Annotated in this window: 13 protein-coding genes; 6 read left to right on the forward strand and 7 right to left on the reverse strand. The window is 74.7% G+C overall.

All coding sequences use genetic code 11. The annotated features are described in order from the left end of the window. Positions 1-20 precede the first annotated feature (20 nt). The 4 genes from YWW_RS0120880 to YWW_RS0120895 are packed head-to-tail and all read right to left on the reverse strand — an operon-like array spanning position 21 to position 4,450. Positions 21-524, reverse strand: coding sequence for a hypothetical protein (locus YWW_RS0120880; RefSeq protein WP_026931629.1), 504 nt, complete (start codon positions 522-524; stop codon positions 21-23). Continuing rightward, on the reverse strand, positions 517-2,403 hold the full coding sequence (locus YWW_RS0120885) for a dynamin family protein (protein ID WP_051326123.1): 1,887 nt from the start codon (positions 2,401-2,403) through the stop codon (positions 517-519). The genes YWW_RS0120880 and YWW_RS0120885 overlap by 8 nt, the downstream gene beginning before the upstream one ends. Next, a complete protein-coding gene (locus YWW_RS36150) occupies positions 2,400-2,975 on the reverse strand; it encodes a nucleotide exchange factor GrpE (protein WP_155830313.1) in 576 nt (191 codons plus the stop codon). Before YWW_RS36150 ends, YWW_RS0120885 begins: the two co-directional genes overlap by 4 nt. A 20-nt stretch (positions 2,976-2,995) precedes the next feature. Then, on the reverse strand, positions 2,996-4,450 hold the full coding sequence (locus tag YWW_RS0120895; RefSeq protein ID WP_245595479.1) for a dynamin family protein: 1,455 nt from the start codon (positions 4,448-4,450) through the stop codon (positions 2,996-2,998). A gap of 212 nt (positions 4,451-4,662) precedes the next feature. Between YWW_RS0120895 and YWW_RS37855 the strand changes: the two genes are divergently transcribed. Beyond that, entirely contained in the window at positions 4,663-7,080 is a 2,418-nt protein-coding gene (locus tag YWW_RS37855) for a helix-turn-helix transcriptional regulator (RefSeq protein WP_051326124.1), read from the forward strand. Continuing rightward, positions 7,077-7,589: a hypothetical protein gene (locus YWW_RS0120905; RefSeq protein ID WP_026931633.1), complete on the forward strand. Its 513-nt coding sequence runs from the start codon at positions 7,077-7,079 to the stop codon at positions 7,587-7,589. The genes YWW_RS37855 and YWW_RS0120905 overlap by 4 nt, the downstream gene beginning before the upstream one ends. A 12-nt stretch (positions 7,590-7,601) precedes the next feature. Here YWW_RS0120905 and YWW_RS0120910 read toward each other — a convergent pair whose 3' ends face one another. Further along, positions 7,602-8,315, reverse strand: coding sequence for a DUF6319 family protein (locus tag YWW_RS0120910; protein ID WP_035699694.1), 714 nt, complete (start codon positions 8,313-8,315; stop codon positions 7,602-7,604). 175 nt (positions 8,316-8,490) lie between these two features. Here YWW_RS0120910 and YWW_RS32020 point away from each other — a divergent pair, with 175 nt between their 5' ends. Next, on the forward strand, positions 8,491-9,663 hold the full coding sequence (locus YWW_RS32020; protein WP_051326125.1) for a glycosyltransferase: 1,173 nt from the start codon (positions 8,491-8,493) through the stop codon (positions 9,661-9,663). On the opposite strand, the gene YWW_RS32025 is transcribed toward YWW_RS32020, so the two are convergent. After that, a complete protein-coding gene (locus YWW_RS32025; RefSeq protein ID WP_155830314.1) occupies positions 9,560-10,105 on the reverse strand; it encodes a DUF2269 domain-containing protein in 546 nt (181 codons plus the stop codon). The two genes, YWW_RS32020 and YWW_RS32025, sit on opposite strands and share 104 nt — an antisense overlap. Before the next feature lie 158 nt (positions 10,106-10,263). Between YWW_RS32025 and trhA the strand changes: the two genes are divergently transcribed. The 3 genes from trhA to YWW_RS0120935 all read left to right on the forward strand — a co-directional run bounded on the left by trhA (position 10,264) and on the right by YWW_RS0120935 (position 11,806). Next, positions 10,264-10,929, forward strand: a complete 666-nt coding sequence (trhA, locus tag YWW_RS0120925) for a PAQR family membrane homeostasis protein TrhA (RefSeq protein ID WP_035699693.1) — start codon at positions 10,264-10,266, stop codon at positions 10,927-10,929. 38 nt (positions 10,930-10,967) lie between these two features. Next, a complete protein-coding gene (locus YWW_RS0120930) occupies positions 10,968-11,354 on the forward strand; it encodes a DnaJ family domain-containing protein (RefSeq protein ID WP_026931636.1) in 387 nt (128 codons plus the stop codon). A gap of 83 nt (positions 11,355-11,437) precedes the next feature. After that, a complete protein-coding gene (locus tag YWW_RS0120935; protein WP_026931637.1) occupies positions 11,438-11,806 on the forward strand; it encodes a DUF4180 domain-containing protein in 369 nt (122 codons plus the stop codon). Here YWW_RS0120935 and YWW_RS0120940 read toward each other — a convergent pair. Then, on the reverse strand, positions 11,803-12,549 hold the full coding sequence (locus YWW_RS0120940) for a class I SAM-dependent methyltransferase (protein ID WP_026931638.1): 747 nt from the start codon (positions 12,547-12,549) through the stop codon (positions 11,803-11,805). The genes YWW_RS0120935 and YWW_RS0120940 overlap by 4 nt on opposite strands. Positions 12,550-12,572 lie beyond the last annotated feature (23 nt).

Below are 12,572 nucleotides of genomic sequence, written 5' to 3' on the forward strand. Positions count from 1 at the left end.
CGGCTTACGCTTTGCTTACATCATTGTTCCCAGAACCGCGAGAGCGCCTCGGAGGCGACGTCGTCGAGGTCGGCGGCGACGTAGTCGGAGGAATCGACGGTGTTCACCCACGGCTCGGCCTCGGCCGAGCCGAGCGTGTCCAGGTCGACCCACGGGTAGCCGTCGACCGGTTCGGGCACGTCCAGGTCCAGCTCGGGCGGGAACGCGGCCGGGTTGTCGGCATCGGCGACGAGCACGTCCTCATAGGTCGAGGCGTAGGCCGACTCGTCGGCCGCGGCGGCCGGGGCCTCGTCGTCGTAGTCGGCCTCGACGTCGAAGGCGTCGTCGATCCCGTCCTCCAGGCCCGCCTCCTCGCCGTCGTCGCCGTAGCCGTAGGCGAGCGATTCGAGGTCGGTCTCGCCGGGAACCTCGTCGTCGTCGAAATCGTCGAAGGCGGAGGAGGGGTGCTCGTCGTCCATGCCGGCCTCGTCGAACCCGTCCGGCCCGCCGCCCGCGCCGTCGGCGAACTCGTCGAACTCATCCATCGGATTCCTCCTCGCCCGGCACGAGCGTGCGGGCCTTCGCCAGCACCTCGTCCAGCTGTTTCACCTTCTGCGCCATCGAATCACGACGCTGCTTGAGGGCGTCTTTCTTCTTCGCGCGGGCCGCCTGGTCGGCCTTGGCCGCCGATTCGGCCGCCGAGATCCGCGCGTCGTACTCGGCGCCGCGGCGCTCGAGCGCGTCGTCGAGCGTGGAGTTGAACACGAACTCGACCTCGGTGAAGCGGAACCCGATCTCCTCGTTGAGGTTCGCCCTCGCCTCGGCGACGACGCGCTGGATCCACTGCTTGGCGGCCTGCCGGTTGCCCTGGATCTTGCGGCGGTACAGCAGGAACGCCGCCGCCGCGAGCCCGACGCCGATGCCCGACGCCGACAGGGCGACCGCGCCGATGCCGCTCAGGGCGCCCAGGCCGACCGCGCCGGCGCCCATCGTGACCGCCCGCCCGGCCATCATCGCCACACCCGCCGAGGAGGCCATGAGCAGCGCTCCGTCGGTGTTCGCGTCCCGCCTGGCCCGCCCGGAGGCGGCCGCGCGGAGCCCGGCGGAGATCGAGCTGGTCGCCTGGCGCAGCTCGTCGTCGTTGAACACCTGCCGCAGCACCCGCTCGGCCAGGAGTACGAACCGCTGGTGCAGCTCGCCCGACAGGCGGGCGGCGATGCCCTGGAGTGCGATGTCGACGCGCTGCGGGAGGGATTCGAGCGCGGCCTTGTTGGCCTTCTCGACCTCGTCGAGCAGGGCCTCCTCAAGCTGCTGGAGGTGGGTTCTGAGGCGCCCCTGGACTTCGATCTTGGCCCGCTGGGTCTCCACGCGCAGCGCCAGGTTCGCCTTCTTCGTCTCGCCGCGGCGGGCCGCCAGGACCTGCTTCTTCTCCTCTTTCAAGCGGTCGGCGGCGGCCGGGTCGGGGTCGTAGGCCTTCATGTCGGCCTGCGCCGAGGAGGCCAGGCGCGCGAACTCGGTGCGCACGGCCCGGACCACGTTCGCCGCGACCAGGGCCTTCCCGGCCGTGGAGACGCGCACCAGCGCCCGCTGGAGCTTGCCGATGCCCGACTCCTTGGCCAGGGCCTGGCGGGTCGGGCCCTGGGAGGCCAGGGCGTGCTGGGCGAGCATGGCCGAGACCGGGAAGTGCGGGGCGTGCCGGAAGCGGGGCGCGTGCGCCTCGATCAGGGCCCGGTTCTCCTCCAGGACGGTGCGCCACCCGGGGAAGGTGTCGGTCTTGGTGAGCACGAACACCACGAAGTTGACCCGCCGGGACGCCTCGGACAGGAAGTCCAGTTCGGTCTTGGCCATCGGCGAGGACGCGTCGGTCACCATGATCAGGCACGTCGCCCGCGAGACCGCTTCGAGCGCGATCTGGGCGTGGTCGGGGTCGAGCCCGCCCGTCCCAGGAGTGTCGACGATGGACAGGTGTTTGAGCAGGGGCGCGGGGTGGCCGACGAGCATCCGCCGCGGCGGGACCATGCCCGGCGGCATGGTGCCCAGGCGCGTCGCCCAGTTGCGCAGGTCGCCCACGCCCAGCAGCATCGGGTCGGCCGCGCCGGGCTGCCAGGCGCGGACCGAGGCCTGCTCGGCGTGGGAGAACTCGAGGTAGGCGGTGGTGGCGACCGCGGCGTCCACCGGCGATAGGCCGGGCGTGCCCAGCAGCGCGTTCACCAGCGAGGACTTGCCCCTCTTGGTCTCGCCGACGACGACGGCGACGGGCTTGTCGGGCTGCCAGCGGGCGACTTCGTCGACTTCGGCGGCGGCCTTGGCGTCGACCGACCTGAGCGAGGCGGTCCCGGCCTTGGCGGCCTTGGCGCACAGTTTGTGGATCTGCGCGGCCGGGTTCGGCTTCGGTTTCGGCTTGGTCTCGGTGGCGGTGGTCATGCGCGCACCTGGCCGCGGTAGACGGTGACGACCGGGTGGCGCAGCAGGCGCCCGCGGTCGGAGTAGCCGACGGTCTCGGTGCGGGCGATGATGCCGTCCTCGGCCGGGCCGGGGGCGGCGACGGTGGCGCCGGCCTCGTGCACGGCGGGGTCGAAGCGCTGACCGGTCGCGTCCACGGCGGCGACGCCGACGCGCTGGAAGGTCTGGTCGAGCTGGGAGGCCAGGGCGGGCGAGGTGGCGCGGTCGCGCATCCAGATGCAGGCCTCCACGAGCGCGGCCCGGTCGGCGATGGTCTGGGCGGCCAGGGCCGGCTCGGCCAGCTGCGCGGTCGGGATCGGCCCTGAGTTCGCCCCCGGGGCCCGGCCCGGCGCGGGGCGGGCGGGCGGGGCGCTCGCGGGCGCGGTGAGGGACCGGCCGGTGGCGACGGCGACGACGGCGGCGATGACGACCGGCCCGCAGGCGATGGCGAAGGTCCGCCATGTCAGGTCGTCCGCGATGAACACGGCGCCGAGGCCGGCGGCGGCGAGGCCGACCAATGCCCCCACCAGGGGCCCGCCGAGTCGAAACGTCACAATATGCTCCTTAGTCGTTCTCAGCCGAGGCGTTGCGCCAGTAGATGGAAACCACGATGCACCACGTTCGCCACCCGCGCCTGGGCGGGCGTGGCGCCGCCGTTGGCGAACGCCCGCCAGCGCGCGGCGGCCTCGATCGCGGCGCGCCGCAGCTGGGGCCGGGCGGCGTCGGGGAGCCCCAGGACGACGCCGGCGTCGTCGGTCAGGGCCAGGCGGGCGACTTCGGCCTCCATCTCCTCGGGCAGGGCGACCTGCCCGGTGGTGACCGAAGCGGCCGCCTCCAACAGCGGCAGCCGGTGGTATTCGGGACGGGCCACGATCGATTCGACCGCGCCCCGCAGCAGGTCCCGGTCGCCGGGCGGCCCTGAGGCGGCCGCCGCGTCCAGGCGTGAGAGCGCCCAGCCGGCCTTGATGACGTCGGCGCGGACCCCGAAGATCTGGTGCAGTGTCGTGCGCAGCCTGGGGAACCCCGAGGCGGCGAACAGCAGGCGCACCAGCTCCCCGGTCGCCAGGTGCGGGTCGGCCTGGAGGTGCGCGATCGCGAAGTGGATGCCGTACAGGTCGAGCCGTTCGAGCAGGCGGCGGCGCTGGTCGACGTCGACCGGGCCTTCGGTGGAGGTGAACAGGCCCGCCGAGGCGAGCATGAGCGCCCGCTTCTCCTCGTCGAGACCGGCCAGGGTCCGCAGCGCCTCGCAGTCGGCCGCGGTCAGCAGGCCGGCCTCGGCGGTCTCGGCCAGCAGGCCCACCACCGGAACGACGTCGCACACGGCGCGGCGCAGGATCTGGGACTGGTCGGCGGCGATCGGCCCGGCGACCGGCCACGGGTCCTGGCCCGGCCCCGGCGCGAGCTTGTCGGCCTTGTTGTACAGGGCGAGGGAGTTCATCGGGGAGCTCGACAGCTGCTGGGAGGCCTTGGCGAAGGCCTCGAGCGCTTCGACGTCGTCGGCGCGGACCTGCTGGGTGAACACGTAGATGATCGCCTCGGCGCCGGCGACGGCCTCACGGGAGTCGTCGTCGACGTCGTCGGCCATGGGCGCGGCGAACAGCATCTCGCGGGCCGCGTCGGAGATGTCGGTGTTGATCGACTGGAGGCCGGGCGTGTCGACCACGATCAGGTCCCGCAGCCGGTCCGAGGACAGCTGCACGTCGATCATGGCCGCGTCGTCGGCCGGGATCGGCAGCGTCGTGGGGATCATGCCCGAGGCGTCCAGGGGCACCGCGTGCTTGCGGCCGCCGCGGTCGATCACGTCGACGCGGTCGGCCGGGCCGTAGCGGAACTGGGTGACCACCCTGGTGCACTCGCCCGCGGCCGTGGGGGCCACGCGGCGGCCGATGAGGGCGTTCACCAGTGTCGACTTCCCGGCCTTCAAGCGGCCGGCGACGGCGACGCGCAAGGGCTGCCCCAGCCGGGAGGCCACCTCCTCGACGACGGCGCGTGAGGAGTCGCTGACCTTCCCCGACAGCTCCTCGCACATGCTCGCCACACTCGTGGTGAGTTGCCCTGCCACCATACCGACGCGTCCGCCCTTTCGTCCGTCTCGCATGCCGAGCCGCCGACGCCGGTCTGCGGCATCGAAGCTTCCGCAATATCATGAGAGGCGTCGGCGATCCGTCGACTGACAACGACGATACAAACCGCAGGCGCCCCGCCGCCTCCCCCATTCGTGCCAGAGCGTAAGGAGCACACTTGGCCGCCCCGTCGTCTCCCGTCCCCGGCCTGCGTCCCAGGGCCGTCCCCGCCGAGCCGGCGAGCGCCGCCGGCCGAGACGACGCCCTGCGCCGCGCCGCCGAGGCCCTGACCGAGACCGGCCTGGTGATCTTCACCGGCCCACCCGGCTGCGGGCGCACCCGGCTGCTCGAGCGGCTCGCCGCGGCCTCGGCCCGCCCGGTCCACGCCGGCGGGGGACTGGCGATGCTCTCGGCCTCGCCGGCGCTCGCGCTCGAGCGGGCCACCCGCGCCCGCATGCCCGCCGGCGACCTGCCGCTGCTGGCCGAGGCGGTCTACTCGCGCACCAGAGGCGGCGTCCTGGTCATCGACGACCTGCAATGGTGCGACGCGGCCACGCTCGCCGTGCTTCCGGCCCTGGCCGAGCGCCTCCCGGTCGCCTCGGCGCTGCGCACCCCGAACCGGATCCCCGCCCCGGCACTCGAGCGCCTGTTCGCGGCCGCCACGGTCATCGAGGTGCCCGACCTGACCGACGCCGAGGCCGAAGCGCTCATCCGCGGCGCCGCCCCGACCCTGCCGACGCACCGCGTCGCCGCGCTCGCCGCCCGCGGCGGCCGCAATCCACTGGCGTTGACGGCCCTGGCCCGCCGCGCGGGCGACCCCGACGCCGAACTCGACTTCGACGCCGTCGCCGACCCGGCCGCGGCCGCCGCGGCCGCGATCGCCGACCTGCCCAGGCCGGGCCGCACCGCCTTGGCCGCGCTGGGGCTGCTGGGCCGCCCGGCCCACCCCAGCCTCCTCGGCGACGGCGCGCAGCTGCTGCTCGAGGCGGGCCTGGCCGTCGCCGACGGCCAGCATCTGCGCCCGGCCAGCCCGTGGATGGCCGAGATCGCCGCCGGCATCCTCGACGCCGAGGCCCGGACCGCGATGCACCTCCACCTGGCCGATGCCACGACCGGTCTCGAATCGGCCCGCCACGCCCGCGCCGCCGGCGCCGACGAGCGGGCCCTGGCCGCGGCGCTCGAGGCCGCCGAGGGGGCCGGGCCGTCGGTGCGGTCCGAGGCGCTCCTGCTCGCCGCCGGGCTCGACCCGGCCCACCGCCTCGCCGCGGCCCGCTCGGCGATCGAGGCGGGGCGACCCGGCGCGGCCCTCGAGGCCCTCGAGGGCGAGATGGGCCCCGGCGCGGCCCTCGCCCGCGCCTGGGCCCATCTGGCGACCGGTGAGACCGGCGCCGCCCGATCGGCCCTCGACGGGGCCGCCGAGGGGGCCGAGGCCGACCAGCTGCGGCTGCTGTGCGCCTCCGCCGCCGAGCGGCCCGCGCTCGCCTCGGCGGTGCGCGAGCGGTGGGGGGACCGGCCCGAGCATCCCGGGCTGGCCGCCGCGCTCGCCGGCGACGATCCCGAAGCGCTCGCGGCCGCCGAGGCGCTCGCCCGCGCCGCCGGTGACGCGACCTGCGCGAACTGGTGCGCCTGGAGCCGTGTCATCGCCCTGGCCGACGCGGCCCGGCTCCTGGAGGCCGAGGCCGCCGCCCGCGAGGCGGCCGCCCGCTGCGGCGAGGCCGGCGCCTACTCCTGGCAGACCCGGTTCCTCGCCGCCGCCGCCTGGTGCCTGGTCCTGTCCGGCACCGGCCTGGACCATCTGATCGCCACCGCGCAGTCCCTGGCCGACCACGCCCTGCCAGCGGTGGCCGACACCCTCATCGTCGCCGCGCTCGCCCTCGCCGAGGCCGACACCGGCGCGCTCGGCACCGCCCGCGCCCGCCTGGTCCGCCTGGCCGATGCGCCTGCCGCGCTCGAAGGCCTGGTCGAATGGCTCGAGCACGAGACGGCCTGGCTCGACGGCCAGCCCGGCCCCGAAGCGCCCGAGGGCGGCTTCGGCCTGGTCGGCGGCCTCGCCCACATCACCGGCCGCTGGATCGCCTACGACACCGGCACCGATCCGGCCGAGGCCGAGGCCGACGCCTGGCCCGCACCCGTGGAGGCCACGCTCACCGCCTGGGACTCGGCCCGCGGGGAGGCCTTCGACACCGCCGCGGCGGCCTGGGACGGCCTGGCCGCGCGCGAGCAGGTCCGCTGCCTGCTCGCGCTCGCCGCCCACGCGGGCGACACGGCCGGGGCCATCGCCGCCCTCGAGGCGGCCGAGCAGGTGGCCGAGCAGCACGGCCTGACGGTCCTGGCCGGACGCGCCCGCCGGTCCCTGCGCCGCCACGACGTGCGCCGCGACCGCCGCTCGGCGCGCGGCAGCGGCGGCCTGACCGACCGGGAGGTCGAAGTGCTCCGCCATGTCGCCTCGGGGCACCCGTCCCGGCGGATCGCCGAGATCCTGGGGATCACCGCCGAGACCGTCGAGACCCACATCCGTTCGGGGATGCGCAAACTCGGTGCCAAGACCCGCACCGAGGCGGCCGTCCTGCTCGACGCCCACGGCGGTGGGGCATGAGCGATGCGCTGCCGTTGCACGTCGTGCCCACCGGGTCCGACGCCGATGCGATCGTGCGCCGCTGCGCGGCGGCCGGGTGGAAGGCCCACCGCGGGTTCGCGCTGCTGGAGCCGGCCTGGGACCTGGCCGAGCGGCGCCTGGTCGCCCACGGCCCGGTCGCCGACGAGCACACCGCCTCGCAGGCGGTCCTGGCCGCCGCCAGGGGCGCGGGGGTCGTGGCCGTCGCCGGCGGCCGGATCGCGCTCGCGCTCGCCGCGGACCTGCGCCGCGTCGGCCCGCTCGGGCTGACCCCGGGCAAGGCCGAACCGGACGACGGCCTCGAACTCGACATGGAGCAGCGGGCGCTGCTCAACCGGCTCGCGGCCGGGTCGACGATCGCCGCCGCGGCCGAGGCCGAGTTCGTGTCCCTCAGGACGGCCAACCGGCGCATCGCCGCGGCCCGCTCGGCGCTCGGGGTCAAGACCACCCGCGAAGCGGTGATGATCTACATCAAGCACGCCCGCAGTTGACCCCCGGCTCCGTCATGTGGCCTGGTCGAGCTCGGCCAGGCGCGCTTCGGCCTCTTCGAGGCGCTTGCGCAGCGCCGCGGCCTCCTCGGCGGCCTCGGAGCGGATCCGGTCGACCACTTCGGTGACGAGCTCGTTGACTTCGGCGGATTCGGCGGCGGCGCACATCGACAGCGCCGCGGTGTGGCTGACGTGGACGCCTTTGACGAGCGTGCGCGCGCCCTTGGCGGCCGCGACGGCCCACTCGCCGTCCTCATAGGTCAACGTGACGGTCAGTTCGGGGTGCTTGTCCTTCGCGGCCCTGGCCCGGGTGGTCTTCTTGCGGGCCGGGGCGGCCTCCGGCTTGGTCTCGCTGGCGGGCTGGGACACGGTCTTCCTCTCGGCGGTCGGCGACGGTTCGGCGCCCTTGGCGGGCTTGTCTGGTGCGTCGGGCAGCAGGCCGGGCCCCGGCGGCGGGCCGGCGGCCGCGGTGGCGGCGCGCTGCCGGGGCGCCTTGGCGCGGGCGCTCTCGCCGCGCTGGGGCATGCGCAGCTCGGCCGGGGAGAACGGCAGCTCGTCCGAGCCGAACGCGACCAGGAGGAAGTCGCCCTCCCGGGCCGCGTCGAGCGCGACGACCTTCCCGGACTTGCCGGCGACCTGACCGGCCGACTCGGTGAACATGACCTTCGGTTTCTTCCCTTGCGCCAACACCGACTCCAAATGGGTGATGTCGGCACTCGACAGTGACATCGCGGGCTCCTTCGGCATCGTGCGAGCCTGTCAGGCTCTGCGGGCTTCGTGCATCCTCCAATACGTATCGCACACCTGTGACACCGCCCCGCGGCGGCGAGAGTGTCGGCAACGGTTCAAACCCGCGCCATGTCGCATTCGCACACCGGCCCAGCTGGGCCAATACATTGCGAGCATGAAAGTCGCCCTCGTCACCGAGTCGTTCCCGCCGCAGGTCAACGGCGTCGCCCGGTCGGTCGCCCGCACCACCGAGCACCTCCACGCCCGCGGACTCGAGCCCGTCGTCATCGCCCCCGCCCCCGGCCCGGGGCCGCGCCCGCACTTCCCCTGGCCGGTCGTGCGCGTGCCCTCGCTGCCCGTCCCGGCCTACCGCGGTTTCCGCGCCGGCCTGGCCACCCGCGCCCTCGACGAGGCGCTGGAGCACCACCGGCCCGACGTCATCCACCTCGCCTCGCCGTTCGGCTACACCGGCCGCGCCGCGGTCTGGGCCGAACGCACCGGCACGCCCGCCATCGCCGTGTGGCAGACCGACCTGCCCGCCTACACCCGCGCCTACCACCTGACCGCGTTCGAGCAGCTCGTGTGGCGCCGGCTGCGCCGCATCCACGCCCGCGCCCACGTCAACGTCGCGCTCACCCGCAGCTGCGCCCGGTCCCTGGCCGAGCAGGGCATCGGCGGCGTCACGGTCCTGCCGCACGGGGTCGACACCGACCGCTTCGAGCCCGGCCGGCGCGAGGCCGCCCTCCACGACACGCTCGCGCCCGACGGGGCGCTCCTGGTCGGCTACGTCGGCCGCCTGGCCCGCGAGAAGCACCTCCACCTGCTGCGGGCGACCAGTGAACTGCCCGGGGTGCGGGTGGTCGTCGTCGGCGACGGGCCCCGCCGCCGCTCGCTCGAGCGGCTCATGCCGCGCGCGGCGTTCCTGGGAAGCCTCCACGGCGAGGACCTCTCGCGCCTGTACGCCTCACTGGACCTGTTCGTCCACACCGGGCCGTTCGAGACGTTCGGGCAGACCGTGCAGGAGGCCCACGCCTCCGGCGTCGGCGTGGTGTGCGTCGACGCCGGAGGCGCGGCCGAGCTGGTCGACCCCGGCGTCGACGGCGCTCATTTCGCTCCCGGCGACGAGCGGGGCCTGGCGCGCCTGGTCGCGGCCCTGGCCGTCCAGCGGCCCCTGCTGCGCGAGTGGGGCCGCAGGGGCCGCTTGAAGGTGCTGGGCCGCACCTGGGAGGCCGAGGGCGATGCGATCATCGGCTACTACGAGCAGGCTCTGGCCGCCTCGCCTCGGGCCGTGCCGCTCGGCGCTCGACCGGGCGGCGCCGGGGCTTCCCGGCCGCTCCCCACGGCTTGACGTAGGACAGGGCGATCGCCGTGATGTAGACCGTCGAGGACACGATCGGGCCCATGATGACGCCCTGGTCGACGGCGATGAGCCGCGCCGGGTCGACCTCGGCGGCCAGGGCCGCCAGGCTCGGGCGCAGCAGCACGAGCGTGAGCGTGAAGGTCGCGCAGGTGGCGATGAGCTTGACCAGGACCCACCGGTAGCGCAGGCTCCAGCGCGTGCCCAGCGCCAAGACCAGGCCCGAGACGAGCGCGGTCGCGCCGATCGGGACGGCGATGGTGGAGGCGAGGATCGACATGGCCGTGGCCGAGGCGAACTGGACGCCGGCCTCGCCGGCGGACATGACCGTCAAGCCCAGGACGAGCAGCGCCAGGCTCAGGCCCAGCCAGGCCACCGAGGCGGCCACGTGGACGATGATCACGAACCGGTACATGCGACGTGAGAGATTCATGCCTCCACCCTCGCGGCCGCACCGTCGCCTCGCATCGAAGCGGAAGCGTATTCGCCGCTACGGCCAGGCGCTGACACCGCCCCGGGGGCCTAGGCCCACCGCCGCGAGTGGACCTACAGGCACTACCGGCCGGTAACGTCGGCGCGTATCGTCGTGGCATGGACACCGCCCTGGACCAGCGACCGGCAGCGGCGGTCAAGCCGCGGCTGCGCGGCTGGCTGCACCTGGCCGCCTTCCCGGCGGCGATCCTCGCCGGCCTCGTCCTGGTCGCCACCGGCCCCACCCAGACCGCGCGCCTGACCTCGGCGGTCTACGTCGCCGCCTCGGCGACCCTGTTCGGCGTCTCGGCCCTGTACCACCGCACCAACCTGGGCCCGATCGCCACGGCCCGGCTCAAGCGGGCCGACCACGCGGGCATCTACCTCATCATCGCCGGCACGTACACGCCGGTGGCCGCCCTCGCGCTCGAAGGCGCGGCCCGCACCGCGATCCTCCTCGCCGTCTGGGTCGGCGCCGCGGCCGGGATCGCCTTCCGCACCCTGTGGCTCTCGGCGCCCCGCTGGCTCTACACGGGCCTGTACATCGCCCTGGGCTGGATCGCCCTGGCCGTGCTGCCGCAGCTGAGCGCGGGAGCGGGCTGGCCGGCGACGGTCCTCATCGTCGCCGGAGGCCTGCTCTACACCGCCGGGGGCCTGGTCTACGCCCGCAAACGCCCCGACCCGGCGCCGGGCTGGTTCGGCTTCCACGAGGTCTTCCACGCCTTCACGCTGGCCGCCTACGCCACCCAGTTCGCCGCCGTCGCCATCGTCGTCCGGGCCGCCTGAACCGGCTAGCATGGGTGGCGGACACAAGGGAGGCGGCCATGAGCGACAGGCAGATCCGCGGCGTCGAGCGGGCCATCCGCGAAGCGGAGGCGCGCGGCGAGTTCGCCGACCTGCCAGGGGCGGGCAAACCGATCCCGGGCCTGGACCGCCCGGCCGGCGAGGACTGGTGGCTGCGCCAGCAGGCCGCCCGCGAGCAGATCGGCGATGAGGCCCTGCCGCTGTCGATCCGGCTCCGCAAGGAAGTCGACGGCCTGGCCGAAGCGCTCGACGCCCTCGACGGAGAGGCCGCCGTCCGGGACTTCCTGGCCGAGCTCAACGCCCGCATCCGAACAGCCCTCATCGGCCCGCCCGAGGGGCCCCCGCTCAACTTCGGGCCCATCGACGTCGAGCAGGCCGTCGCGGCCTGGCGGGAGCGCCGCGCCTGAAAACGGCTTGAAGCCGCCGGGCCCGGCGCCGACACTGGAGGACCGGGCCGAAGCGGTCGGCCCGCCAGACCGGAAGGACCGCCGTGACCGAGCAGTTGATCCACTTGAGCCAGACACCTGTCCTGTTCGCCGACGGGACGCCCGGTGAGGATCCGCTGGAGCTCATCGGCGCCGCCTTCGGACACGAGGCCACGTGGATCGCCGCCACCCACCAGCGGCTCGGCCCCGACTTCTTCGACCTGCGCTCGGGCGTCGCCGGCGAGCTGACGCAGAAATGCGTCCAATACCATCTCGGGCTGGCCGTCGTCGGCGACATCGCGCCCTACAGCGGCGGCAGCGAGGCCGTGCGCTCGTGGGTGGGCGAGGCGAACCGGGGCCGGCGCCTGTGGTTCGTGGCCGACCTCGATGAGCTCGAGCAGCGTCTCGGAGCGCCGGCCGGCCGGGGACGCTAGTCGACGGGGCGGCCCAGCGTCAGGTAGGCGAAGCCGAGCAGGCGCCGGTGCCCGCGCAGCCACCGGCCGCGGTGCTCATCGGCCCGGCGGCGGATCCGGTCGGCATCGGGCGATGCGGGGTGGGCGAGGAGCCACGTCTCCCAGTCGGCCAGGTAACCGGACTCGAAGTCGTCCCATTCGGACTGCTCGACCGCTTCGACGCGCAGCGGACGGAACCCGGCCGCGATCGCGGCGTCGACCAGCTCGGGCAGTTCCAGCATCTCCTCGACGCTCGTGCCCGGCCACATCCGCTCCAGCTGCGCCGCGGTGGGCACCCGCTCCCAGTACCCGTCGCCGAAGACGAGGCGCCCGCCGGGCTCGACGAGCCGGTAGAGCTCGCGCAGCGCCTGCGGGGCGTCGCCGAAGACATGGGAGGCGCCGATGCACACCACCGCCTCGGCCGACTCGGTCCACGCCCGCCCCTGGTGTTCGACGAACGACACCCGGCCGTCCAGCCCGCGCCGCTTCGCGGCGGCGCGGGCGCGGTCGAGCAGTTCGGCGTCGGCGTCGACGCCGGTGGCCCGCGCGAGCGGGGCGGCCTCGGCCAGGCGCAGGAGCAGTTCGCCCCAGCCGCATCCGATGTCGACGATCGTCGCCGGCCGCGCCGAGGCCAGGGCCGACACCAGGCGGTCGGCGCGCCAGGGCGCGATGGGGGAGTTGAAGTCGAGATGGCCGTATCGGGTCGGCTCTGGATTCGCAGTCACAGGGCCGCACCCTAGACGCCCCG

Origin of the sequence: Glycomyces tenuis DSM 44171 (genome assembly GCF_000427885.1) — a bacterium.
Classification (GTDB): domain Bacteria; phylum Actinomycetota; class Actinomycetes; order Mycobacteriales; family Micromonosporaceae; genus Glycomyces; species Glycomyces tenuis.